Here is a 23,369-nt window from a genome sequence, read left to right on the forward strand (position 1 = left end):
GCGCTATTGGACCGCCGTCGTCCCATAGACCAGGTTCGGCAGCCAAAGCGACAGCTGCGGGAACATGCTCAGCATGACGAGAATGACCATCATCATCGCCAAGTATGGCAGCACCTCGCGGGCATAGGCCATCATCGGCACTTTCAGCACCATGGACGAAATGTACATCAATCCCCCGACTGGCGGCGTGATGCCGGCGATGGTCAGGTTCGTGATAAACACGACGCCGAAATGCACGCGATCGATGCCGACGCCATCGATGATCGGAATCAGCATCGGCGTCAGAATGATCAGTGCCGCCGACCCCTCGATCGCCGTGCCGATGACGATCAGCAGGACGTTGATGAGGAGCAGCATCAGGAGCGGATTGTCGGTGGCTTCGCCGAGCCAGCCGGACATGACCTGCGGCACCTGCTCCCAGGCGAGATAGAAACCGAAGGCTGCCGCCGCGCAGATCATGATCATGACCACGGCCGAATCGCGCACCGCCTCGGCAAGCACCTCCGGGATCTGGCGGAAGGTGAATTCGCGGTAACCGAACACGGCGACGAAGAGCACATAGACGACGACCACCGCACCGGCTTCTGTGGTCGTGAAAAGACCGTATCGCGTACCGGCGAAGATCACCACCGGGATCGACAGCGCCCAGAGCCCGTCGATCAGCGCCCGGGTGCCCTCCGCGCGGGTGGCACGCTCCTTGCGCAACGGCTTGTAACCGCGTTTGCGGGCGATGAAATAGGTGGTGACCATGAGCCCGGTCGCCAGCACGAGGCCAGGCACCACACCCGCTGCGAAGAGCCGGCCGATGGACGTCTCCGCGAGAAAACCATAGACGATAAGACCGATCGACGGCGGAATGAGGCTCGTGATGATGGCCGCCGACGATGTGATGACCGCGGCGAAGGCCCGGCTGTAGCCCCGTTGCGACATCTCGACGCCGAGCGTCTTGGCGAGCATCGCCGCATCGGCGTTGGCAGATGCGGTAAGTCCGCCGAGCAAGGTGCCGAGCACGGTGCACATCTGCGCCAGCGCGCCCGTCATGTGGCCGACAAGCACGTCCGCAAGCGCCAAAAGGCGCCGGGTGATGCCGGACGCGTTCATGATGCAGCCGGCAAGAACGAACAGCGGCAGCGCCAACAAGGACACGGACTGGCTGCCTTCCGCCATTTCCTGGGCGAAATTGGCGAGCGGGATCATGTCCATATTGATGAGGAAGAAAGCGAACGCTCCGATCGCCATGGCCCAGGTGATCGGCGTCGACAGCAAAAACAGGACGACGACGAGAAGCGAGGGACCGGCCAAATGGAACAGGGTCATATCGACGATTCCAAATTGCGGTGCTGACGGACGGTCCAGGGCCTCTCCACGATCAGATGCTGGACGAACATCCCGGCAGAGGCGAGCGCCAGAGGCGCATAGGACAGGCTGCGCGACAGATCGAGGGCGATCGTATGCACATTGCGTGAGATCCAGGCCTGCCACGCGAAGAGGATGGTCATGACGATGAAGAAGAGTGCCAGCAGCAGATAGTTGAACCAGGCGACGGCTTTTCGCCAGCTGTCCGGGAGAGCCGCGACAAGCACGTCGATCGCCGCGTGCGTGCCGAGACGGACGCCGGCGACGGCACCGAAGAAGACGAGATAGGCGAAGGCCATCATCGCCAGCTCATAGGTCCAGGCGGCCGGCTGGGGGAAGACATAACGGCTGACGACCCCCCAAAGGATCGAGAAGACGATGACGAGGAGCGCCACGACGCCGATTGCCTCATCGGCGCGGCGCAGGCTGATGAGAGGAATTATCTCCTCCGGCGGGCGTGAGCTTTCCATGATGCCTCGATTGTTGAGGGGCAATCCGAGCTGGCGTCGATGCAGGGCCCGATTGACGTTCGGAGCGCGATCCCGGCCGGCGAAGACGGCCCCCCGCGGCAGCAGCGTCCAAGAGCGGGATGACGTGTATACGGTCTCTCCGCCCGCATCCCGCTCGAAACGGCGTCGCCTACTCTGCCATCGCCTTTTGCACCTGATCGTAGATGCCGGGCGTGATGTTCGGCACCTTCTCATAGGCTGCACGCGAGGCCTCGATGAATGCCGGAATGTCGACATCGGTCACGATCTCGACGCCGGAGGCGGCGAGCTGCTTTGCATAGGCATCGTCCGTGTCCAGCGTCATCTGCGTAAGCTCTTTGGCAATTGTCTGCCCTTCCTCCAGAAGAATCTTCTGCAGGTCTTCGGGCAGGCTGTTGAAGAGCTGGCTGGAAGCCACCCAGGCCGTGAACATGATCTGGTGGCCGGTTTTCGAAATGACCTTGCGGGTCTCGTTCAGCTTCGCTCCGGCTATCGAGCCGAAGGGGCCTTCGGCCGCGTCGACGACTCCGGTCTGCAACGCATTGTAGACGTCTCCCCACGGCAATTCCGTCGGCCTTGCACCGTAATTGCCGAAAGTCGCCATCATGATCGGCGAGGAGGGCACGCGAATGGTGACGCCGGCCAGGTCCGCGGGTGAGCGAACCGGCTTGTTGGCGATGATGTGGCGGTAGCCGAACAGGCCGTTCGGCATGATGATCTTGATGCCCCGCGCCTCCAGCTTGCTGGAAAGGTCCCTATAGAGATCCGAAGCGAAGAGACGGTCCGTCGCCGCCAGATCCGGATAGACATAGGGTCCGGCAAGGATCGATAGATCCGGCACGAACTGGCCGAGCTGACCATAGTCGGTGGCGCTGAGCAGGCTTGCGCCGCTCATGACCATCTCGTTGACCTTTTTCTGCGCGCCGAGCTGATCGCCCGTCATGACGGTAATGGCGATGCGTCCGCCGGAGCGCTCACCGACACGCTCGGCATAGGTTTTCATGGCCTTGATGATCGGCTCGTCCGGATTCACCTGCGAGGTCGAAAATCGCAGGCTGTATTCCTGCGCGTTGGCAATGCCGCAGAACGACAATGCAGCCATTGCGGCCGCAGCGATCAAGGTCTTCATGCTGTCCTCCCTATTCCGGACTCCGCCTCCGGACTTTCACAAGTTTGAATAATATATTCACAAATGAACGAATGGCGTCAAGCCGTGAATCGTCGCTCAAAGGCCATGAGGACAAAGAAAACCTTCAGGCTTTTCACATCGCCAGGGTTCCAGATTGCGCGAACAATCCATTCCCAAATAAATTTTTCGGACCGTCGGGATCTGGAGCGCGTGCAGTCAATCCTTCCGCAGCCCGCGATCCTCCGGCTTCTCACAGCGTCATCCTTGACCAAGGTCAAGCCGAAGGATGACGGCGTTAGGCAAGAACGGGCGCGGCGAGACCCGTGCACAATCGGCTGATCAAGGCGAGCCGCACAAAATTTCATCACTGCACGCAAACGGCTTATTTTTAAATCAACGGGCTTACTTCGAAGACAAAGGGCGTTGTCCGCCTTTTGCAGATTTTTCAAGGAGATGGCCGGAAGGCGGATATCTGGCACGGCACTTGCATTCCTACACCTGCTTCGGTCAACGGCGATTGAAGCGAGCCAGGCGCCACATACGCCTGCCGAAGACACCGACGTCGCAAGGTCTTTGCCTCCGTAAGGGTTTCCTCCCGGTCCCGGAGCGCAAATTTCCGAGCGGCGTTTTTTTATGCCGGTTTTCGGCCGGCCAAATCGAACCGACCTGAACTGCCGCGAAGCACTGCTCGAATTCTTCTATGAGCGGCCGCTTCGTAAAAGCTGCGGAGTGACCACATGACTGAAACTGCACTCGAAAAACTCGTCATCGTCGGCAACGGCATGGCTCCGGGCCGGATGCTGGAAGAGCTCTTCGAAAAGGCGCCCGGGCGTTATGCCGTGACGATCTTCAACGCCGAGCCGCGCGTCAATTACGACCGCATCATGCTTTCGCCGGTGCTATCCGGCGAGAAGGAGTATGAAGAAATCATCATCCATGGCGACGGATGGTACATCAAGCACGGCATTACCCTCTACAAGGGCCACAAAATCGTTGCGATCGATCGCGACGCCAAGACCGTCACTTCCGACCACGGCGTTACGGAAAGCTATGACAAGCTGGTGATCGCCACCGGTTCGGTGCCCTTCATCATCCCTGTGCCAGGCAAGGAACTGCGCGGCGTCATCACCTATCGCGACCTCGACGATGTGCAGGCGATGCTGCTCGCGGCGCAATCGCGCGAAAAGGCCGTCGTCATCGGTGGCGGCCTGCTCGGGCTGGAGGCGGCAGCTGGTCTTCAGGCGCGCGGCATGGACGTCACCGTTCTGCATGTCATGCCGACACTGATGGAACGCCAGCTCGATCCGGCCGCAGGCTACCTCCTGCAGAAGGCCGTCGAAGAACGCGGCATCAAGGTCGTCACCAAGGCGAACACAAAACGCATCCTCGGCGAGGAGAAGGTCCAGGGCATCGAGCTCGACGATGGCCGGATCATTCCGGCGACGCTGGTGGTGATGGCTGTCGGCATCCGGCCGAATGCCGCGTCTTGCCAAGGAGGCCGGTCTGGCCGTCAATCGCGGCATCGTCGTCGACGACCGGAATGCAGACGTCCGATCGCGGACATCCTGGCGCTCGGCGAATGCGCCGAAGTCGGCGGCATGGTCTACGGCCTCGTCGCGCCGCTCTACGAAATGGCGCGCGTCGCCGCCTCCCACCTCGCCGGCGACCGCCGCGCCGCGCTTCGCGCATTCCGACACGCCGACGAAATTGAAGGTGACGGGCATCAACCTCTATTCGGTCGGCGACTTCGCCGATGGCGACGGACCGCGAGGAGATCGTACTGCGCGACGCGCACCGCGGGCATCTACAAGCGGCTCGTACTGAAAGACAACCGCATCATCGGTACCGTGCTCTACGGCGACACCGCCGACGGCGCCTGGTTCAACGATCTTTTGAAGCGCGGCACGGACATCTCCGAAATGCGCGACACCCTGATCTTCGGCCAGGCCTATCAGGGGGGATCTTCCGCTGGACCCTACGGCGGCCGTTGCAGCCTTGCCGGATGATGCGGAAATCTGCGGCTGCAACGGCGTGTGCAAGGGCAAGATCGTCGGCAGCGATCGTCTCCAAGGGCCTGACCTCGCTCGACGACGTGCGCGCCCATACCAAGGCTTCCGCCTCGTGCGGCTCCTGCACCGGCCTGGTCGAGCAGATCATGTCGCTGACGCTCGGCGACACCTACAATCCGGCTGCGGTGCAGCCGATGTGCACCTGCACGGATGCTCGGCCATGACGACGTGCGGCGCCTGATCAAGGCGAAGAAGCTGAAGATCCATTCCCGCCGTCATGCAGGAGCTGGAATGGAAGACCTCCTGCGGCTGCGCAAAGTGCCGCCCGGCGCTCAACTACTATCTCGTCTGCGATTGGCCGGACGAATATGCCGACGATTACCAGTCGCGCTTCATCAACGAGCGTGTCCACGCCAACATCCAGAAGGACGGCACCTATTCCGTCGTACCCCGCATGTGGGGCGGCGTCACCAATGCGAAGGAACTTCGCGCCATCGCCGATGTCGTCGACAAGTTCAACGTGCCGCTGGTGAAGGTGACAGGCGGTCAGCGCATCGATCTGCTCGGCATCGAGAAGGAGGATCTGCCCGCCGTCTGGGCCGATCTCGGTCAGGCGGGCTTCGTTTCGGGTCAGGCCTACGCCAAGGGGCTCAGAACGGTGAAGACCTGCGTCGGCTCCGATTGGTGCCGCTTCGGCACACAGGATTCGACCGGCCTCGGTATCCGCATCGAGAAATTCATGTGGGGCTCCTGGACGCCGGCCAAGCTGAAGATGGCCGTCTCCGGCTGCCCGCGCAACTGCGCGGAGGCGACCTGCAAGGACGTCGGGGTCATCTGCGTCGACTCCGGCTTCGAGATCCATTTCGCAGGGGCGGCCGGCCTCGACATCAAGGGCACCGAGGTTTTGGGTCTGGTCAGGACCGAGGACGAGGCGCTCGAACATATCGTCGCGCTGACGCAGATGTATCGCGAGCAGGCCCGCTATCTCGAGCGCATCTACAAATGGGCAAAGCGCATCGGACTGGACGAGATCCGCCGGCAGATCATCGAGGATGCGGAAAAGCGCAGGGCCTATTTCGACCGCTTCGTCTTCAGCCAGAAATTCGCCCAGGTCGATCCCTGGTCGGAGCGCGTCTCCGGCAAGGACAAGCACGAGTTCCGGCCGATGGCGACGGTCGGCTTCAATCAGGCAGCGGAGTGACGATGAAGATGAACTGGATTGCAATCGGCGACATCAACGACATCCCGCTGCGGGGGGCCCGCTGCGTCAGGACGCCCAACGGCAAGATCGCCGTCTTCCGGACCGCCGAGAACGAGGTCTTTGCGATCGAGGACCATTGCCCGCATAAAGGGGGCCCTCTTTCCCAGGGCATCGTGCACGGCACGGCCGTCACCTGCCCGCTGCACAACTGGGTGATCTCGCTCGAGACCGGCAAAGCGCTCGGCGCCGACGAGGGCGAGGTGCGCACGATCCCCATCCGCAACGACAATGGCGCGCTGTTCGTCGCTCTTGAGAGCCTCTCGCTGGCAGCGGCGGAATAAGCATGGCGCAAGAGGTCAAGACCACCTGTCCCTATTGCGGTGTCGGCTGCGGTGTCATTGCCCGCGTGGATGATGACGGTGCAGTGAGCGTCAAGGGCGATCCGGAACATCCGGCCAATTTCGGCAGGCTCTGTTCGAAAGGGTCGGCACTCGCCGAGACCCTCGATCTCGACGGCCGCCTCCTTCACCCGGAAATCGGCGGCCGTCGCGCAGGCTGGAGCGAGGCGCTCGATCTCGTTGCCGAACGCTTTTCGCACAGTATCGCCAATCACGGTCCCGATTCGGTTGCCTTCTACGTCTCGGGACAATTGCTGACGGAGGACTATTACATCGCCAACAAGTTGATGAAGGGTTTCATCGGCTCGGCGAATATCGATACCAACTCCCGGCTCTGCATGTCCTCCTCCGTCGCGGGCCACCGCCGGGCCTTCGGTTCCGACACCGTGCCGGGCGTTTACGAGGACCTGGAACTCGCCGATCTCGTGGTGCTGACGGGCTCCAATCTCGCCTGGTGCCACCCGGTGCTCTATCAACGCCTCTCCGCAGCCAAGGCGAACCGCCCGGAGATGAAGATCGTCGTCATCGATCCCCGCCGCACGATGACGGCGGACATCGCCGACCTGCATCTGGGGATCGCATCCGACGGAGACGTCGCCCTCTTCAGCGGGCTGCTTGCCCATCTCGCCGCAAGCGGTGCGGTCGACCGGAACTACGTTTCGAACTACACAGGCGGCTTCGACGAGGCCGTCGCGGCCGCATCGAGGCTCGATCCCCCGTCACTTTCCAAGGCGACCGGGCTGACGCCGACGCAGCTTCGCGCATTCTTCCGTCTTTTCGAGACGACCGAAAAGGTCGTGACCTGCTATAGCCAGGGCGTCAACCAGTCCGCTACCGGGACCGACAAGGTCAACGCCATCATCAACTGCCATCTTGCGACCGGCCGCATCGGCCGGCCGGGCATGGGGCCCTTCTCGCGTCACCGGGCCAGCCCAATGCGATGGGCGGGCGCGAGGTCGGGGGACTCGCGAACATGCTCGCCGCCCATATGGACATCGAAAAATCACTCCGACCGGGCATCGACCGGTACGCGCGCTTCTGGGGCGCGCCGGCGGTCGCGAACGGGCCCGGCCTCAAGGCGGTCGATATGTTCCGCGCCGTCGCCGACGGGCGCATCAAGGCGCTGTGGATCATGGCGACCAACCCGGTCGTCTCGATGCCCGACGCCGATGCCGTCGAAGCGGCGATCAAAGCCTGTCCCTTCGTGGTCGTGTCCGACATCATGAGAGACACCGACACCACCCGGCACGCCCAGGTGCTCCTGCCCGTCGCTCGGCTGGGGCGAGAAGGACGGCACGGTCACCAATTCCGAGCGCCGCATCTCGCGCCAGCGCGCCTTCCTGCGCAGCTGCCCGGCGAAGCGCGGCCCGACTGGTGGCATCATCGCCGCAGTCGCCAGGCGCATGGGCTTCGCCGCGGCCTTCGCCCATGTTTCACCAGCCGAGATCTTCGCCGAGCATGCCTCGCTTTCGGGCTTCGAAAACGACGGACGCCGCGACTTCGACATCAGCGCCCACGCGGAGATCGACGGCCCTGCCTATGAAGGGCTGAGGCCGTTTCAGTGGCCGCAGCCCAAGGGCAGCGCGCCGCACGAGAGGCGGTTCTTTGCCGAGGGTGAATTCTATCATCCGGATGGCCGCGCGCGCTTCGTCGCCGTCGAGGTGCCACGGCCAAGAAGCGCCGACGATGCCTTCCCCTTCACGCTCAACACCGGCCGGGTGCGCGACCACTGGCATACCATGACGCGCACGGGCAAGAGCGCCAGGCTGTCGGGTCATCTCGCCGAGCCCTTCGTCGAGATTCATCCGCGTGACGCACAGGCGCTCGGCATCAGCGACGCCGACCTCGTCACCCTGGAAAGTCCGCACGGCGCGGCGATCGTCCGGGCGCTGGTCACCGACCGGCAGGCGGAGGGCAATCTCTTCGTGCCCATGCATTGGAACGACCAGTTCGCCTCCAGGGCGCGGATCGATGCGCTGGTTGCGCCGGTAACCGACCCGGTCTCCGGCCAGCCGGCGTCGAAGAACATGCCGGTCCGCGCGAGCCGCTTTGCGGCTGCCGCCTATGGCTTCGCGGTTTCGGCGCGTAAACCAAGGGAACTCGACGCCGCCTATTGGGCGCTCGCGAGAGCCGAGCGCGGGTGGCGGGTGGAACTCGCCTTCGCCGAAACGAATGTCGACTGGCTCGACTGGTGCCGGAAGACTTTTGCGATCGCCGCAGAGATCGAACCGATCGGCTATACGGACCGCACCTCCGGCGAGCTTCGCCTGGCCTTTTTCGAAGGGGACCGGCTGCTCGCCAGCCTGTTCCTTTCTCCGCGGCCGGTCGCCGTGGCGCGCAGCTGGGCGGTATCGCAGCTCGGCGCTTCGCACCACAACCTCGCCAAGCGCTTTGCGGTCACCGCCGGCCGCCCGGGCGCCGATACGCCCGATCCGGGCGCGACCGTCTGCTCGTGCTTCAGCGTCGGAGTCAACCAGATCACTGCGGCCGTCCGCGACGGTTGCCATAGCGTCGAAGCGGTGGGCGAGAGGCTCAGCGCCGGCACCAATTGCGGCTCCTGCCGCGCCGAGATCAGGGGGATCATAAATGGCTGCCTCACCCTCGCTGCTGAGTGATCCGGCCCAAAAGCCTCAGCGCGTGACCGCACTCGCGACGCTGCCGCTCTTCTGGCCCCTGAACGGCAAACGGGCCGTTGTCGCCGGCGGCAGCGATGCGGCCGCCTGGAAGGCCGAACTGCTGGCGGCCTGCGGCGCGGAAGTTCATGTCTACGCGCCGCGGACGTCGCTGAGCGATCTCTTCCTCGAACTCCTCGCCCGTGGGCCCGCGCATGAACACGGTTTGCTCGTTCACCACGACCAGGCGTGGCATGTGGGTGTATTTCGCGATGTCGCAATCGCCATTGCCGATTGCGACGACGAGGCCGACGCAGAAGCATTCTTTCGAGCCGGTCGGAGCGCCGGCGTGCCCGTCAACGTCATCGACAAGCCGGCTTTCTGCGCGTTTCAGTTCGGATCGATCGTGAACCGCTCGCCCGTGGTCGTTGCGATCTCGACGGATGGCGCGGCACCGATCCTGGCACAGGCGATCCGCCGGCGGATCGAGGCCCTGCTGCCGCCCGCACTTAAACAGTGGGCAACGGTGGCGCAGGCGATCCGCGACCGCGTGAACGCGCGCCTGAAACCCGGTGCCGCGCGCCGCGCCTTCTGGGAGCGCTTCGTCGACAGGGTCTTTCTGGATACACCGGAGGAGGGTGTAGAGACGCGGCTGATGGCGGAGGTGGATCGTCTGGTCACGCGCCCCTCCGCCATCGGCCGCGTCACCATCGTCGGCGCCGGCCCCGGCGACGCGGAACTCCTCACCTTGAAGGCAGTTCGCGCCCTGCAAGCCGCTGACGTGATCCTCTTTGACGAATGGATCCCTGACGACGTCCTGGAACTGGCGCGCCGGGAGGCAAGGCGCGTCCCCGTCGCGCCGAGCGCCACGGATAGCAGAGACATCGCGGCCCTCGTCGGGGAAGGGAAACGCGTGGTGCGCCTTCGGTCCGGGAACCCGATGGCGCTTGCCGGTGCCGTCGAGGAGATCGCAGCGCTTGAGAGCCTTGGAATTCCTGTCGAGATCGTGCCGGGTGTCGAGGCGGCACCTTGCCGTTCCGACGTAATCCAGGTGGCCTTCCGCAGGAGGGAAGTCTCGCAGCCGGACCTGCGCGCTGCCCATTGATGCAGATCGGGCGTACGCAACCGCTCAGGAGGCGGAACCCGCGGAGCGGCTGGCGTTCCGCGAAGCCTCCAGCCGATCGATGAACGGGCGTTGGGAAACATTTATCTTGCCGCGCGCCTCTTCGAGCGTGAACCATCCGGCGCGGTCGACCTCCGGGAAGACCTGCATCCTGCCGCTCCGTGGCGGCCACTCTGTCTCGAACACGTTGCTGCGCAGGCTGGCGACGTCGAATTCGCTCTCATGCGCATAGGCGGTGACGAGCTTGCCGCCCTTTTGGCGCTCCTCGCCGAGAAACTCCAAGGGGCCCGTTATCGAGATGCCGGTCTCCTCGAGGAACTCCCGGCGCGCAGCGGCTTCCGGCTCTTCATCGGCATCATACTCACCCTTCGGGATCGACCAGGCGCCGAGATCCCGGTTCATCCAGAATGGCCCGCCCGGATGGACGAGCAGAACCAGGAGGTCGCTCGCCTCGTACCGATAAAGCAGAACGCCCGCACTTCTCTTCGGCATTTTCGACCTCTGTCTGAAGCGGCACCGAGCGCCAATCCATGTGTCCATTGATTGTAGCCGGTCAATGGACAAAAGCATGCAGCAGCTCAAAGTGCTACAGCGACCTGCAATCTCTCCTCGCCTCATCCTCTGAGCTTGTCACAGGGATGAGAGCAGCGCCGCGTCTGCGGCGCGGAAAGAGTTCTTTCAGCCCAAGGACTTGGTCTGGCTGGATTCCTGTGACGAGCACAGGAACGATGAAATCAAACAAGCGGCGGCGGCTCTGATCTCAACCGGCCTCAGGAGGAACCCTCCTTCTTCGTCGCCAGCATGTCGGCGATCTCCATCGGGAACGGGAAGATTATCGTCGAGTTCTTTTCGCCGGCGATGACATTCAAGGTGCTGAGATAGCGCAGCTGCATGGCCTGGGGTTTCCGGGCGAGAATTTCTGCCGCCTCCAGCAGTTTCGCAGCGGCCTGCTGCTCGCCCTCGGCATTGATCACCTTGGCGCGCCTTTCGCGTTCGGCCTCGGCCTGGCGGGCGATCGCCCGGATCATCGATTCATTGATGTCGACATGCTTGATCTCGACGGTAGCGACCTTGATGCCCCATGCGTCCGTCTGCACGTCGAGGATCTTCTGAATGTCCTCGTTCAGACGGTCGCGCTCCGCCAGCATCTCGTCCAGATCGTGTTTGCCGAGCACGGATCTCAGCGTCGTCTGGGCGAGCTGGCTCGTCGCGGCCATGAAATCCTCGACCTGGATCGTCGATTTCTCTGCGTCGATGACGCGGAAATAGATCACAGCGCTGACCCGCACCGAAACATTGTCGCGCGAGATCACGTCCTGGCTGGGCACGTCGAGAACACGGGTCCTGAGATCGACGCGCACCATCTGCTGCACATAGGGGAGGAGCAGGATCAGCCCCGGTCCCTTGACGCCGGTGAAACGGCCGAGCGTGAAGATCACGCCGCGTTCATATTCCCGGAGAATCCTGATCGCAAAGGCGATGACGATCAGCAGGAACAGGAGCGCGGCGGCAAAGGGCGCAAGATTTCCAAGCCAGGTCATGAACGGTCTCCTTTTCCCCCGTGGTCGATTGGGGAGTTGGTGCGGGACGCGGGCGGAAAACCGCGCATGCTTTTCATCATCCCGCCCCAGCCGGTTTGCGCGCCACCTTGAGCGTGAGGCCCTCCCGGCCGACGACCATGACGTCCTCGCCCGGTCCAAGCGGTTCGCTGCTGACGGCTCTCCACCGCTCGCCGTGGGCGATCACGTAGCCGTCCGCTCCCGCCCAACTGTCGACCTTGCCGGAAATGCCGATCATCTCTTCCGCGCCGGTGGCGACCCTGTGCCGGCGCGAAACAAGGGCGAGACGCGCGACCAGCAGGCTGAACGCCAGACTGGCTATCGCAATACCGCTCAGTGCAGGCCAGGACACCTGCAGTCCGGGCATGTCCGTGTCGAAGAGAATAGCAGCGCCCAGCACCAGGGCCACGGTGCCGCCGAGGCCGAGCACGCCGAATGACGGCGCATGCGCCTCCGCCACCAGCAGTCCCGCCCCAAGGAGGATAAGGCCCACGCCGGCATAGCTCACCGGCAGCACCGCAAGTGCGTAGAGACCGAGCAGGAGGCTGATGCCGCCGATTGTACCCGGCACCACTGTGCCGGGCGCGAGAAACTCGAAGATGAGCCCGTAGATTCCGACCATCATCAGGAGGAGGGCGACGTTCGGGTTGGTGATCACCGACAGCAGCCGCGTCCGCCAATCCGGCGGAAGATCCTCTATGGCGAGCCCGGACGTATCGAGCCGAACGTCGGATTGGCCGATGCGGACGGGGCGGCCGTGGGCCTGCTTCAAAAGGTCGTCGACGCTGACGGCGGTGAAGTCGATGACCTGCTCGCGCGCGGCTGCGGCGGAGGAAAGGCTCGCAGCCTCGCGCACGGCGCGCTCCGCCCAATCGACGTTGCGGTTGCGCAATTCCGCCAGGCCGCGGATATAGGCGACCGCATCGTTGATGAGTTTCGCTTCGCCGGCATTGGCCGGTTTGCGAGGTTCCGGCTCGTCCGGCTTGCCCGTCTTTTCCTCGCCTTCCTGCTCGTCATTGCCAAACAGTCCTCCGCCGATGGCGATCGGCGTCGCCGCGCCCAGATTCGTCCCCGGGGCCATGGCCGCAATATGGCTCGCATAAAGGATATAGGTGCCGGCGCTTGCTGCCCGCGCTCCGCTGGGCGCGACGAAACTCGCGACCGGCACGGGCGAATCGAGGATGGCGCGTATGATGTCGCGCATCGACGTATCCAGTCCGCCGGGCGTGTCCATCTGCAGGACCACCAGCGCGGCACCGCGATCCCTGGCCTGTTGAAGACCGCGCGTCACATATTCTGCCGCGGCGGGACTGATGGCTCCGTTGACGTGCAGGACGATTGCCGTGCGCTCGGCTCCGGGCACCGGCGTGACAGGAAATGCGAAGGCCGACAGGAGACTGAACAACAGGATGAGGATGCGGGCCATTCGCCGTCGATACCTCACGGCTTCTCGTCTGCGGGCGCAGGCGGATAGCTGCAAACCACCTCGCCCGCTCCACCTTTCGTCGAAATCAACACATCCTAATATAGTGCAGAATCGCGGAAAGCGTAAGCGATGCCGCAGGCATGCTGCCGCAGAAGTTGCATCGTCGTCGCCGCTCGGTCAGCGGGCCGGTGCCGCGGCCGAGCGCGGACGCGCGCGCCGGTGCACTCGGCGCGCCTGCGCCAGCGCAGATATCTGCGCCGCCACGAAAATGGCGTGGTCGTTGACCTGCGGCAGGCCCATAAGTTCGCCAAAGGTGCCGCGGGCGAGAGGACCGGCGACGAAGAGGTCGTCCACCTCCCTGTTTTCGCTGTCGAGCGCCCTGCTCGTTTCGCTGCAGGCGAGGCCCAGCCCAACGGTATCGGGGCGCAGATAACCTGCGGCTCCGAGCGAATCCAGCCAGGATTGGCTTTGCAGGATCGACCGGTGCGCCGGGCCGGTGGTGATCACGACGGCATCGAATTCCCCTTCTTCCGTTCCACCAGCCCGCCGCCTCCGGAAAGTGACCGCGACATTCTCGCCGACGCGCGCCATATGAGCGACCGAACCGGCGAGGACGCGTATATCGCCGTCCCTCAGCCCCGCGCTCACGACCGCATCGATTTGCGGAGCTACACGAAAACGGTGCACGTCCCAGAAAGGCCGCACGTGACGGACAAGCCGCCGCCGCTCGCTCATCGGCAGATTGCGCCAGATCTCACCGCCTTGTGCTCTGAGGGCATCGAGGACCGCATGCCATGTAAAGCCTTCCGCTTCCGCGTCGCGGATCGTCCGGCGTACCTGGGAGAGCAACTCCGCGGCCGATCTCCAAGGCCGTGAGATGAAGTCGCCATAGGGGTCCTGCGCCCGGTCGGAATGTCCACGAGAACGCAGACCGCGCCGGGAAAAGGCGGTGATCGGCCCCTTATGCCCGCCTCTGCGCAGGGTGGCGATCACGTCGGCCGAAGTCAGCCCGGTACCGATGATCAGCACGCGGTCACCGGTCCGGATTCTGTCGAGCGCGCCGGGCTCGGTCGAATCGGGCACGTAGCGGGGGTGCCCCGTGAGGATGGCGCCTACGCCTGCGGGAGCCTCCGGAGCCGGGTGCGTCGTCGCCACCACCAGCACGTCGGCGCGGCTTAGGGTCCCGCCGTCGCCGCGAACCGCCCAGGCCGCTCCCTGACGCTCGACGGCGATCACTCTCTCCCGATGGTGTGCGATGCGCCCGTGTTCCAGGAACGGCGCGATCGTTTCGGCGACATAGCGGCCGAAGAGCTGCCGGGCCGGATAGAGATGGCCGTCGCAGGCAAGCGCCTCGGGATCGTCGCGCGGTTCGCCCCGAAGCTCGAGCCAGCGCATGAAATGGTCGGGATCGCCCGGATCGATGCTCATGCGTGCGGCCGGGACATTGACGCGATGCGCGGGCTCAGCGGTATCATAGGCAAGGCCGCATCCCAGCCGCTCCCGCGGCTCGAAGACGGAAATCTGCCAGCCATCCATGGCGCGAGACCGCGCCAGGTGCGTCGCGACCACGGCACCGGTGAAGCCGCCGCCGATGATTGCGACGGTGGGGCGCGTGAGGTAATGGCCGACGGCATCCGTCATATCGAAGACCTGCTGCGCAGCGACGACCCTGTCGTCGTTGAGTCTACCGTTTGCATTTGCCTGACCGCTACTGCCTGCAACGGGCCGGATCACCGGCATTCGTCGGCCGCCATTCCGGCCGCCGCGGTCGTGTCTATCCGGCCTTCAGCGCCAGTCGCTTGCCTGTCGCGATAAGCCGTGCTGCCGCATAGGTCTGGGTGACGATCTCAGGCACCAGGTCGATGTCGGGCAGGCTTCCCAATCCGAGCGGACCGATCGCGAAGAGGTTCGGCGTGCGTCCAGACGGGCTCAAGACTTCTCCCGTCGGACTGACCGCGACGCCGAGCTCGAGTTCATCGGGTTCGGCAAGCCCACCCGCAAAAAGACTCCGGAGCAAGGGCGTATCAAGCTCCGGGGCGGAACAGCGGCATTCGATCACCTGATCTGCCCTGAGCAGTTCCTCGGCATGCCGACCCGCCCAGCGCACCATGATGCCTTCCGGCAGGCGCCGCCCTGCCCGTCCGCGGCGAAGCACGGTCCGCCCCTCGGCAAGTTCCTGCTGCAGCCGCGCGTGGACAGCCGCCGGGAGGCGGTTTCTGTGGCTGTCGTAGATGGCCCGCAGGTGGCGGTTGAACTGCCGCTTTTCCTGCGCCGAGAGCGATTGCCAGAGCGAGCGCGCCCGCCGGCGCAGGCCGTTCATGGCCGACTGCCAGCTTTGCCCCTTCGCTTCGGCTTCGGCGCAGGCCTGACGCACGAACCGGACGATCCGGCGCAGCCCTTGCGGCATCGGATCGACCGGGAAACTCGGGGCTGCTGCGAGCTGCGTATGCGCCTGTGGCAGGAAGCCGTGGCGCGAAACGAGCGTGATTTCTCCCGCATAACCGTTATCGCGCATCTGGAAAAGCTGGTCGACCACGCGAATGCCGCTGCCGAGCAGGACCGCGTGGCGCGGGTCGACGAGGCGGCGCGTCCGCACAAGCGGTCGCTCCTCGTCAGAAACCTCGAGGTCGCGCGGATGCACGCCGAAGCCCGTTGCAAGAATGACGATGTCGCATGCGTCATGTCCGCCGTCACGCACAAGACTGAAGCGACCGCTTGCGAGTTTGCGCAAGCCTGTGACCTGCTGGTGGGAAAACCTCACCGTGATGTCGGAACGTCGGGCAAGCGCCTCGGAAAAGCGTTGATGCACGTAGTCGCTGAAGATGCCTTTCGGCACGAAAATCTGCCGAAAGCCGGGAATGGCCGCCGGAACGGCTGTTCGGAACTCATCATTGGCGCAAAGCCAGTCGTTGAAATCGTCGGGCTGGCCGGCCGCGACCGACAGGTCGCGCACCCGGCTGTTGAGGATCTCGCAGCGCTGCGCCGCGGAAAAGGCCTGGCCGCCGCTGATCGATGGATGCGGGTCGTACATGGTGAGGTGAAAAGTTCCCCGCATCGACTTCATCAGCGCGATCGCCATCATGATGCCGGAAAATCCACGGCCGACGATCGCAATTTCCGGCTGCGAGGACGAGGCGGCCGCCGCTGACCTGCCGGCAAACAATCCACGAACGGTCATGTGAGCTCCTTTCGCGAGCTGGCTGTCGCTCCGTGGTCGGGGCAACTCTTAAGCAGGACTTCGAGACACACAAAAGCTCTGGTGAATTTCACGGGCTCGTATACCGCTCGCCCGTCGGGATTTTCCGGAACGACGCGCCAGCCAAGAACGCCTTGCGCCGCCTCCCTCCCGCTTCAAGCGAAATAATACTCCGGTCGAATACCGCCTAACGCGCGCAATGACCGCTGCAGCACTTCCAGTTCTTGCATGTTGTACCCTCAAATCGGCTCCGACGTAAGAAACATGCAGCAGCGTTTCGGCCTGACGGTCATCCTTTTCGGAAGTAGTCTATAATTTTTGTATTCTATTGCAAATGCACCCCACGGCAAGCTATTTTTCTAAAGGTAACCGCAACAACGCGCCGTCGTCACGCACAACCCATTGATCTTACGGGGAAATTTTCATTTTCCAAAGCGATTCCCTTACCGGGCGTCCACCTGCGCGACCGCCTCCGGGAGGGACTGGAAGAAAATAGCGCCTGCTCCATACTAAAGGGCGGCGGCAATGCTCCACGGAGGGACAAGGATGGGGAACATCTCGCAATTCGCCGGAAAGACCAAGCCGACGCCGCACCGCATCGAGAGCGAGGAAGAGGCCCTGGCGATTGCAAGGGAGCTGGCACTCCGGTTCTCCGACCGCGCCATCGAGCGCGACCTGGAGCGCGTCCTTCCTCACGACGAACTCGACCAGTTGGCCCAATCGGGACTGCTGGCGATCAGCATTCCATCGGAATACGAGGGCATCGACGTCTCCAACGTCGTGCTTGCCGAGATAACGGCGATCCTGGCGGAGGCCGACAGCTCCATTGGTCAGATCCCGCAAGGCCACTTTTACGTCCTCGAGGCGCTGCGTCAGCATGCCACCGAAGAACAGAAACGGTTCTTCTTCGGGCGCGCCATGGCAGGCGACCGCTTCGGCAGCGCACTTTCGGAAAGCGGCGACGAAAAAGCCCGGATCACCGGGAATGGCGCCGGCTACCGGATCAACGGCCGGAAGCAAAATTCCACGGGCGCTCTCTTCGCCGACTGGCTCGCCATCTCCGCGCTCGATCCCGCCGACCGCATGACCATGTCGTTCGTTCCGCGCGCGACGGACGGCGTCCGGATCATCGACGACTGGGACAGTTTCGGGCAGCGCGTCACCGGCAGCGGCACCGTGGTCCTTGAGGACGTTCATGTGGATCTCGGTTCTGTCGTGCCGCATCACCGCGGCTTCGAGCGACCGAACACGATCGGTTCCGTCGGCGAGATCATCCATGCCGGCGTCGATCTCGGTATCGCGCGGGCGGCGTTCCGAGAGACCCTCGATCTCGTCCGAAACGCGGCAGCAGCCAAGAGCGATGTGCTGGAGCGGGCATCGGAGGATGCTTTGACGATCGCAAGGGTCGGCGAAGTCGCAATACGCATCGAGGCCGCCACCGCGCTCATCGAGCATGCCGGTCGCAAGGTCGATACCGCTCAGGTCGATCCGACCGAGGAACACGCGGTCGAAGCCAGCCTCTCGGTTACCGCCGCCAAGGTCCTTGCCGCCGCGGCCGCGCTGGAGGCAGCCAATGCGCTTTTCGATCTCGCCGGCTCCGCCTCTGCGAAAGTTGCGCTCAATCTCGACCGCTATTGGCGCAACGCCCGCGCTCACACGCTGCAGGACCCGGTGCGCTGGAAACATCACCTTGTCGGCAACTACCACCTCAAGGGCGTAAAGCCGCGCAGCGGGTCACTGTGAGGATGAACGCTCGCATTGATGAGGAACGGACGTACACCTAAGTCTGCCGCGGGGGGACCGCACCCTCCGCGCTCAGCCCGCTTCGCTGAGAAGCGGCGCTACGGCGGCCTCTCTCTCGCTTGCTGCGAATTGCGCGAGCGTCATGTTGTCGAGAATGTCGGCCACGGCATCGCGCACGACGATCATCGAACGGCGCACGTGACAGGTTTCCGGATCCGAACAGTCATCGCAGACTTCATAGGCGGTGCGGCTCGCACAACGGATCGGCGCCAGCGGCCCGTCAAGCGTGCGGATCACCTGACCGACGCGGATCTCGGATGCGGGCCGCGCCAGCGCGTAGCCGCCGCCGGGGCCTTTCTTCGAGCGAAGAAAGCCGGCATTCCTGAGTTCGAGCATGATCGTGTCGAGAAACTTCTTCGGCAAGTTGTTGCGAACGGCGATTTCCGTGATGAAAGCCGTTTCGCCCGGCTGAAGCTGGGCAAGATCGACCATCGCCTTCAAACCGTACTTTCCTTTTTTTGTCAGCATGAGAACATCGCTTTCGAGACGGATCGCGGCAAACGAGAAAAGAACGCGATCTTCATCCGCGACCGCGCCCCAGACACATCGATCCCGACGACGCGGATCGTCCAATTCTCGCAGAGCCAAGTGCCGTTTCCCAGCCTGCCGAGCCAATCTGCCACGGCTCGCCAACTTCGGCATCCTAGGATTCAGTTATAGATCAAGCCTAATTTGGCGGCAAGGAAATCAATTCACCTGCTACATAGATTTACTCTATTAGCGCGGTAGATGGCATCAAAAAGCGCCGCAGTGCGAAACGAATCGTGAGTTCGTTTGCTGCCGCCGGAGCTCTCAGCGCCTTTTGCGCGCCTTCGACTCGAAGGGATTCTCGGACGCGCGGAAATGCACGCGGATCGGCACGCCCGGCAGGTCGAAGTCGTTTCGCAAGCCGTTGATGAGGTAGCGGGTGTAGGACTCCGGCACCGCCTCGGGACGTGTACAGGAAATCATGAAACCCGGTGGCCGCGCCTTGACCTGCGTCATGTATTTGAGCTTGAGGCGGCGGCCCGAGACGGCCGGCGGGGGATGCTGCACCTGCTGCGTTTCCAGCCACCGGTTGAGGCGCGCCGTGGAGATGCGCCGGTTCCAGACCTTGTCCGTTTCGATGATGGCCTGCATCAGCCGGTCGAGGCCGTAGCCGGTGTGCCCGGAAATCGGCACTGCACGGATGCCGCGCGCCTGCGGCAACAGCCGCTCGGTCTTTTCGCGCAAATCTACAAGCAGTGCCTGCCAGTTCTCGACCAGATCCCATTTGTTGAAGGCAAGCACGGCTGCACGCCCCTCGCGCAGCACCAGATCGACGATCTGCAGGTCCTGCTTCTCGAAAGGGATCGTGGCGTCGAAGACGATGACGACGGTCTCGGCGAAGCGGATCGCCCGCAGCGCATCCGCAACCGAAAGCTTTTCGAGCTTCTCCTGAACCTTCGCCTTGCGGCGCATGCCGGCCGTATCGAACATCTTTATGGTGCGGCCGCGCCAGTCCCATTCGACAGAAATGGAGTCGCGGGTAATGCCCGCCTCCGGCCCCGTCAGCAGCCGGTCTTCGCCAAGGAACCGGTTGATCAGAGTCGATTTTCCGGCATTCGGCCGGCCCACGATCGCCACCCTAAGCGGCTTGGTCTCGTCATAGGCGGGCTCGACCTCCTCGTCCTCGGTACCTTCACCGGCAACGGGGCGGATATCCACATTCGTCTCGGCAACGTCTTCCGCCGGCGGGAACGCCCTCTCCTCGCCGAGTGCGGCGACGATCGCGTCACGCAGGTCGAGCATGCCCTGGCCGTGTTCAGCCGAGATCGGGCAGGGTTCGCCGAGGCCGAGCGTGAAGGCGTCGTAGAATCCGCCTTCGGAGCCGCGGGCCTCGGACTTGTTGGCGACGACGACGACGGGCTTGCCCCGGCGGCGCAGCATCTCGCCGAGCGTTTGATCTGCCGGTGTCAGGCCGGCCTTGGCATCGACGACGAAGAGCGAGAGATCCGCCTCGTCGATAGCCGCCTCCGTCTGCGCCCACATCCGCCCCTGGAGGCTGTCTGGTGACGATTCCTCGAGACCGGCCGTATCGATGATGCGGAACTTGAGGTCGACCAGCTTCGCGTCGCCCGGACGCCGGTCGCGGGTAACCCCCGGCGTATCGTCGACGAGCGCCAGCTTCTTGCCAACCAGGCGGTTGAACAAGGTGGACTTGCCGACATTGGGGCGCCCGATAATGGCGACGGTGAAGGTCATCTTGACATCCGTGCTAAAGCGCCTCGCGGTCAGTGGTCACGCGACGCGCTTTAAGTTTCTGTTTTTGTGCATGTCGTTATCCCAAAACCGCTGCGCACTTTTGGGCGACATGCTTTTCTTGTGCATGTCGTCACCCCAAAACCGCTGCGCACTTTTGGGCGACATGCTTTTCTTGTGCATGTCGTCACCCCAAAACCGCTGCGCACTTTTGGGCGACATGCTTTTCTTGTGCATGTCGTTATCCCAAAACCGCTGCGCACTTTTGGGCGACATGCTTTTCTTGCGCATGTCGTTACCCCAAAACCGCTACGCACTTTTGGGCGACATGCCTGCGTCAGGCCTTGCCTGTCGACGCGATCACATCCAGCAGCATCTGCGCCCGATTCATGATGCCGCGCGGGCTTTGCGCATCGTCGACGATCTGCTGGAACCAGCTCTTCGCCTTGGTATAGTCACCGGCCTTGTAGGCCGAAAGGCCGAGCGCCTCGCGCGCCGAATGACGCATGGCGTTCTGCGGAACGGCCAGTTGCTCGACCTCGGAGGACACCTGCTCGTAGGTTCCTGCGTCGATAAGCAGATAGGCCGCACGCAGCCGCGCCGCATCGCGAAGCGCGGCCGGAATACGCGTATCCCTGCCGATTTCGGAGAACGCCGCGACTGCCGCATCCGTTTCACCCTTTTGCGCCTGCAGCGTCGCAACGCGCAACTGCGCCAGAACCGGATAGGATCCGTAACCGTCCTTTTCGAGCTCGGTCAGAGCGGCGAGCGCCTCGTCCGACTTGTTCTCCCGGGCAAGGTTGAGCGCCGCGAGGAAGGTGTCGCCCGATTGCGACGAGGAGGCCTCCTGCCAATAATCGTATCCGACCTTGCCGACGGTGCCGAGCACGATCAGAACGGCAATCCCGATGATGATACCGCCGAAGCGCGTCCAGACGGCCTTCATCTGGTCCGAACGGAGTTCGTCATTGACCTCGCGGATAAAGCTGTCGTCCTGGTTTACCATGTCCCGTCCCGGCCGCCCGGCCCTGATGTGAAGAAGTTGGCGCGTTCTACCCGATTTTACGCCTGATGTAAGGGGGAGATCGACATTTAGAGAACGACCGGCTGAACGCCTATCAGAAGTTCATGCAGCTTCCAGACGAAGAGCACAAAGGCGACGAGGCCGATAAGAACCGCCAATACGTCGTTGCGCGTCGATTTAAACACGGGAAGCACCTTCTCACCGGCGCGCTCGCGCCGTTTCAACGAGATGCGCAGGATCACCGCCCAGGCGAGAAAGGAACCGAAAAGCAGAACCGAGGACGTCTCGCCATTCGCAAGGAGGTGCGCCAGCGCCCATATCTTGATCGAGAGGACCTGCGGATGCTTGAGCGCGACGGCGATGCGGCCAGCCGGCAGGAAGCCGGCGGCAAGCACGATGAAGGCGACGAGCATCAACAGAAGGGCGATATGGCGCAGGAATATCGGCGGATCGTAGAGTATGCCCGTTTCGCCGCGCGCCTGACCAAAACCGTAGATGATCAGACAGAGGCCGACGAGGCTGACGATCGTATAGAGCCCCATCCAAGTGCCCTTGCCGCGGCTTTCGATAATGCCGGCACGAAAGCCGGGCGCAACCACGCGGACGAGGTGCATGCCGAGAAATATGATGATGCCGAGAACGAGTATGGCCATGGGTCACCGCTTGTTCGAGAATGTCGGACCGCTACAGCGCCGCGCTTTGCCGATCCACCTGACTACGCACTACCTTCGATAGCGCCTGTTTTCCAGCCCAATCAAAGGATTGCCGCAATTTCCGGACAACTGCGACGAAACCAAACGTCACAGTTGAAACATGATTCGTATTTTCCTGGCTTTATCACTCGCTCTTTTTCCCGCTCTCGCCCTCGCCGATCCGCCGCCGGCACCCCCGTCGCCGGACGGCAAACAGCTCGTCGTCATCTCCTTCGACGGCGCGCACGACAATGCGCTTTGGGAGAAAAGCCTTGGCATGGCAAGGCGAACGGGCGCGCATTTCACCTATTTCCTCTCCTGCACCTTCCTGATGACGAAGGCCGACGGGAAGCAGATCTACCGGGCGCCCGGACAGAAGCAGGGACGCTCGAATGTCGGCTTCGCACAGAGCCGCGAAGAGATCGCGATCCGCGTCGGCCATATCTGGCAGGCGCATCGCGATGGTCACGACCTCGGCAGCCACGCCTGCGGCCATTTCGACGGCAAAGGATGGAGCAAGGCCGATTGGGAGCGGGAGTTTTCAGCGTTCCGCGCGGCGCTCGCCGAAGCCTGGAAGAGGGCCGGCAAGCCGGAAGCCGAGCCGGAAGGCTGGGCCGATTTCGCGAAGAACGGCATAAAGGGCTTTCGCGCCCCCTATCTGTCACTCAGCGACGGCCTGGTGCCTGCACTCGAGGCGTTCGGTTTCAGCTATGATGCGAGCCTCGTCACCAAAGGCCCCGGCTGGCCCAGCTTCGCCGACGGTCTGCCGCGCTTCGGCCTGCCGCTCATTCCCGAAGGCCCTTCGCACCGGCCGGTCATCGGCATGGACTACAATCTCTTCGTCCGCCATTCGATGGGAGTCGAGAACAGAAAGGACAGCGTCCGCTTCGAGGAGCGGACGCTTGCGGCGTTCCGCAATGCCTTCCGTAAAGAATATGAAGGCGAGCGGATCCCTCTTCAGCTCGGCTTCCACTTCGTCGAGATGAACGGCGGCGCCTATTGGCGGGCGCTCGATCGCTTTCTCTCGGAGACCTGCAACAAGCCGGACGTCGCCTGCGTCAGCTATGCCGAGGCGTTGCCGATGATCGAGGCTGCAAGAAAGAAGGCGGATCGCTCCGCCTTCTGATGCCGCC

Annotated in this window: 21 protein-coding genes and 2 pseudogenes; 10 read left to right on the forward strand and 13 right to left on the reverse strand. The window is 63.3% G+C overall.

What is annotated here, in order from left to right:
- Positions 1-3: 3 nt before the first annotated feature.
- The 3 genes from AC5J09_RS08280 to AC5J09_RS08290 form a co-directional block, all read right to left on the reverse strand.
- The gene (locus tag AC5J09_RS08280) at positions 4-1,317 is read right to left on the reverse strand and encodes a TRAP transporter large permease (RefSeq protein WP_494297384.1); all 1,314 of its coding nucleotides are present in this window, start codon (positions 1,315-1,317) and stop codon (positions 4-6) included.
- Positions 1,314-1,826 carry a TRAP transporter small permease gene (locus AC5J09_RS08285; RefSeq protein ID WP_494297385.1) on the reverse strand — a complete coding sequence of 171 codons (513 nt, stop codon included), beginning with the start codon at positions 1,824-1,826 and terminating at the stop codon, positions 1,314-1,316. The genes AC5J09_RS08280 and AC5J09_RS08285 overlap by 4 nt, the downstream gene beginning before the upstream one ends.
- 169 nt (positions 1,827-1,995) lie before the next feature.
- Positions 1,996-2,973, reverse strand: coding sequence for a C4-dicarboxylate TRAP transporter substrate-binding protein (locus AC5J09_RS08290; RefSeq protein WP_100670127.1), 978 nt, complete (start codon positions 2,971-2,973; stop codon positions 1,996-1,998).
- A 737-nt stretch (positions 2,974-3,710) separates the two neighbouring features.
- Here AC5J09_RS08290 and AC5J09_RS08295 point away from each other — a divergent pair.
- From AC5J09_RS08295 to AC5J09_RS08330, 8 genes and pseudogenes are all read left to right on the forward strand, one after another.
- Positions 3,711-4,979, forward strand: coding sequence for an NAD(P)/FAD-dependent oxidoreductase (locus AC5J09_RS08295; protein ID WP_494297386.1), 1,269 nt, complete (start codon positions 3,711-3,713; stop codon positions 4,977-4,979).
- Positions 4,976-5,206, forward strand: coding sequence for a (2Fe-2S)-binding protein (locus AC5J09_RS08300; protein ID WP_494297387.1), 231 nt, complete (start codon positions 4,976-4,978; stop codon positions 5,204-5,206). The genes AC5J09_RS08295 and AC5J09_RS08300 overlap by 4 nt, the downstream gene beginning before the upstream one ends.
- Before the next feature lie 53 nt (positions 5,207-5,259).
- Positions 5,260-6,183 (forward strand): ferredoxin-like domain-containing protein, encoded by a 924-nt coding sequence (locus AC5J09_RS08305; protein ID WP_494297388.1) that lies wholly within the window; start codon positions 5,260-5,262, stop codon positions 6,181-6,183.
- 2 nt (positions 6,184-6,185) lie between these two features.
- Positions 6,186-6,524, forward strand: a complete 339-nt coding sequence (nirD, locus tag AC5J09_RS08310) for a nitrite reductase small subunit NirD (RefSeq protein WP_100670125.1) — start codon at positions 6,186-6,188, stop codon at positions 6,522-6,524.
- 2 nt (positions 6,525-6,526) lie between these two features.
- Positions 6,527-7,492 (forward strand): annotated as a pseudogene (locus tag AC5J09_RS08315) (molybdopterin-dependent oxidoreductase); the annotation flags it as partial.
- 77 nt (positions 7,493-7,569) lie between these two features.
- Positions 7,570-7,899 (forward strand): annotated as a pseudogene (locus AC5J09_RS08320) (molybdopterin-dependent oxidoreductase); the annotation flags it as partial.
- 85 nt (positions 7,900-7,984) lie between these two features.
- Entirely contained in the window at positions 7,985-9,196 is a 1,212-nt protein-coding gene (locus AC5J09_RS08325; protein WP_494297389.1) for a nitrate reductase, read from the forward strand.
- Positions 9,168-10,298 carry a siroheme synthase family protein gene (locus tag AC5J09_RS08330; protein WP_494297390.1) on the forward strand — a complete coding sequence of 377 codons (1,131 nt, stop codon included), beginning with the start codon at positions 9,168-9,170 and terminating at the stop codon, positions 10,296-10,298. The genes AC5J09_RS08325 and AC5J09_RS08330 overlap by 29 nt, the downstream gene beginning before the upstream one ends.
- Positions 10,299-10,322: 24 nt before the next feature.
- Here AC5J09_RS08330 and AC5J09_RS08335 read toward each other — a convergent pair whose 3' ends face one another.
- The 5 genes from AC5J09_RS08335 to AC5J09_RS08355 all read right to left on the reverse strand — a co-directional run bounded on the left by AC5J09_RS08335 (position 10,323) and on the right by AC5J09_RS08355 (position 16,479).
- Positions 10,323-10,808, reverse strand: a complete 486-nt coding sequence (locus tag AC5J09_RS08335; RefSeq protein WP_100670123.1) for an NUDIX hydrolase — start codon at positions 10,806-10,808, stop codon at positions 10,323-10,325.
- A 278-nt stretch (positions 10,809-11,086) separates the two neighbouring features.
- The gene (locus AC5J09_RS08340) at positions 11,087-11,857 is read right to left on the reverse strand and encodes a slipin family protein (RefSeq protein ID WP_018098351.1); all 771 of its coding nucleotides are present in this window, start codon (positions 11,855-11,857) and stop codon (positions 11,087-11,089) included.
- A 76-nt stretch (positions 11,858-11,933) separates the two neighbouring features.
- The gene (locus AC5J09_RS08345) at positions 11,934-13,301 is read right to left on the reverse strand and encodes an NfeD family protein (protein WP_275599244.1); all 1,368 of its coding nucleotides are present in this window, start codon (positions 13,299-13,301) and stop codon (positions 11,934-11,936) included.
- Between the two features lie 177 nt (positions 13,302-13,478).
- Positions 13,479-14,942 carry an FAD/NAD(P)-binding protein gene (locus tag AC5J09_RS08350; protein ID WP_494297667.1) on the reverse strand — a complete coding sequence of 488 codons (1,464 nt, stop codon included), beginning with the start codon at positions 14,940-14,942 and terminating at the stop codon, positions 13,479-13,481.
- Positions 14,943-15,075: 133 nt separating this feature from the next.
- Positions 15,076-16,479 carry an FAD/NAD(P)-binding protein gene (locus AC5J09_RS08355; protein ID WP_100670120.1) on the reverse strand — a complete coding sequence of 468 codons (1,404 nt, stop codon included), beginning with the start codon at positions 16,477-16,479 and terminating at the stop codon, positions 15,076-15,078.
- Between the two features lie 564 nt (positions 16,480-17,043).
- Between AC5J09_RS08355 and AC5J09_RS08360 the strand changes: the two genes are divergently transcribed.
- The gene (locus AC5J09_RS08360) at positions 17,044-18,240 is read left to right on the forward strand and encodes an SfnB family sulfur acquisition oxidoreductase (RefSeq protein WP_494297391.1); all 1,197 of its coding nucleotides are present in this window, start codon (positions 17,044-17,046) and stop codon (positions 18,238-18,240) included.
- A 72-nt stretch (positions 18,241-18,312) separates the two neighbouring features.
- On the opposite strand, the gene AC5J09_RS08365 is transcribed toward AC5J09_RS08360, so the two are convergent.
- The 5 genes from AC5J09_RS08365 to AC5J09_RS08385 form a co-directional block, all read right to left on the reverse strand.
- Entirely contained in the window at positions 18,313-18,768 is a 456-nt protein-coding gene (locus AC5J09_RS08365; protein ID WP_033047739.1) for an RrF2 family transcriptional regulator, read from the reverse strand.
- A gap of 324 nt (positions 18,769-19,092) precedes the next feature.
- On the reverse strand, positions 19,093-20,523 hold the full coding sequence (gene der, locus AC5J09_RS08370; protein ID WP_275599247.1) for a ribosome biogenesis GTPase Der: 1,431 nt from the start codon (positions 20,521-20,523) through the stop codon (positions 19,093-19,095).
- A 36-nt stretch (positions 20,524-20,559) separates the two neighbouring features.
- Positions 20,560-20,811 carry a hypothetical protein gene (locus AC5J09_RS08375; RefSeq protein WP_494297392.1) on the reverse strand — a complete coding sequence of 84 codons (252 nt, stop codon included), beginning with the start codon at positions 20,809-20,811 and terminating at the stop codon, positions 20,560-20,562.
- A 46-nt stretch (positions 20,812-20,857) separates the two neighbouring features.
- Positions 20,858-21,526: a tetratricopeptide repeat protein gene (locus AC5J09_RS08380; RefSeq protein WP_100670117.1), complete on the reverse strand. Its 669-nt coding sequence runs from the start codon at positions 21,524-21,526 to the stop codon at positions 20,858-20,860.
- An 86-nt stretch (positions 21,527-21,612) separates the two neighbouring features.
- The gene (locus AC5J09_RS08385) at positions 21,613-22,197 is read right to left on the reverse strand and encodes an NnrU family protein (protein WP_100670116.1); all 585 of its coding nucleotides are present in this window, start codon (positions 22,195-22,197) and stop codon (positions 21,613-21,615) included.
- Positions 22,198-22,357: 160 nt separating this feature from the next.
- Between AC5J09_RS08385 and AC5J09_RS08390 the strand changes: the two genes are divergently transcribed.
- Positions 22,358-23,362: a polysaccharide deacetylase family protein gene (locus tag AC5J09_RS08390; RefSeq protein ID WP_494297393.1), complete on the forward strand. Its 1,005-nt coding sequence runs from the start codon at positions 22,358-22,360 to the stop codon at positions 23,360-23,362.
- Positions 23,363-23,369 lie beyond the last annotated feature (7 nt).

This window comes from Sinorhizobium sp. (assembly GCF_059070375.1).

Bases quoted from the DNA above. Each gene is read 5' to 3' on its own strand.
- AC5J09_RS08295 (WP_494297386.1), top strand. From the start codon at position 3,711: ATGACTGAAACTGCACTCGAAAAACTCGTCATCGTCGGCAACGGCATG.
- der (WP_275599247.1), bottom strand. From the start codon at position 20,523: ATGACCTTCACCGTCGCCATTATCGGGCGCCCCAATGTCGGCAAGTCC.
- AC5J09_RS08335 (WP_100670123.1), bottom strand. From the start codon at position 10,808: ATGCCGAAGAGAAGTGCGGGCGTTCTGCTTTATCGGTACGAGGCGAGC.
- AC5J09_RS08305 (WP_494297388.1), top strand. From the start codon at position 5,260: ATGCAGGAGCTGGAATGGAAGACCTCCTGCGGCTGCGCAAAGTGCCGC.
- AC5J09_RS08280 (WP_494297384.1), bottom strand. From the start codon at position 1,317: ATGACCCTGTTCCATTTGGCCGGTCCCTCGCTTCTCGTCGTCGTCCTG.
- AC5J09_RS08355 (WP_100670120.1), bottom strand. From the start codon at position 16,479: ATGACCGTTCGTGGATTGTTTGCCGGCAGGTCAGCGGCGGCCGCCTCG.
- AC5J09_RS08380 (WP_100670117.1), bottom strand. From the start codon at position 21,526: ATGGTAAACCAGGACGACAGCTTTATCCGCGAGGTCAATGACGAACTC.
- AC5J09_RS08300 (WP_494297387.1), top strand. From the start codon at position 4,976: ATGATGCGGAAATCTGCGGCTGCAACGGCGTGTGCAAGGGCAAGATCG.
- AC5J09_RS08390 (WP_494297393.1), top strand. From the start codon at position 22,358: ATGATTCGTATTTTCCTGGCTTTATCACTCGCTCTTTTTCCCGCTCTC.
- AC5J09_RS08375 (WP_494297392.1), bottom strand. From the start codon at position 20,811: ATGCGCAAGAAAAGCATGTCGCCCAAAAGTGCGCAGCGGTTTTGGGAT.
- AC5J09_RS08285 (WP_494297385.1), bottom strand. From the start codon at position 1,826: ATGGAAAGCTCACGCCCGCCGGAGGAGATAATTCCTCTCATCAGCCTG.
- AC5J09_RS08350 (WP_494297667.1), bottom strand. From the start codon at position 14,942: ATGACGGATGCCGTCGGCCATTACCTCACGCGCCCCACCGTCGCAATC.
- AC5J09_RS08330 (WP_494297390.1), top strand. From the start codon at position 9,168: ATGGCTGCCTCACCCTCGCTGCTGAGTGATCCGGCCCAAAAGCCTCAG.
- AC5J09_RS08340 (WP_018098351.1), bottom strand. From the start codon at position 11,857: ATGACCTGGCTTGGAAATCTTGCGCCCTTTGCCGCCGCGCTCCTGTTC.
- AC5J09_RS08325 (WP_494297389.1), top strand. From the start codon at position 7,985: ATGGGCTTCGCCGCGGCCTTCGCCCATGTTTCACCAGCCGAGATCTTC.
- AC5J09_RS08365 (WP_033047739.1), bottom strand. From the start codon at position 18,768: ATGCTGACAAAAAAAGGAAAGTACGGTTTGAAGGCGATGGTCGATCTT.
- AC5J09_RS08385 (WP_100670116.1), bottom strand. From the start codon at position 22,197: ATGGCCATACTCGTTCTCGGCATCATCATATTTCTCGGCATGCACCTC.
- AC5J09_RS08360 (WP_494297391.1), top strand. From the start codon at position 17,044: ATGGGGAACATCTCGCAATTCGCCGGAAAGACCAAGCCGACGCCGCAC.
- AC5J09_RS08290 (WP_100670127.1), bottom strand. From the start codon at position 2,973: ATGAAGACCTTGATCGCTGCGGCCGCAATGGCTGCATTGTCGTTCTGC.
- nirD (WP_100670125.1), top strand. From the start codon at position 6,186: ATGAAGATGAACTGGATTGCAATCGGCGACATCAACGACATCCCGCTG.
- AC5J09_RS08345 (WP_275599244.1), bottom strand. From the start codon at position 13,301: ATGGCCCGCATCCTCATCCTGTTGTTCAGTCTCCTGTCGGCCTTCGCA.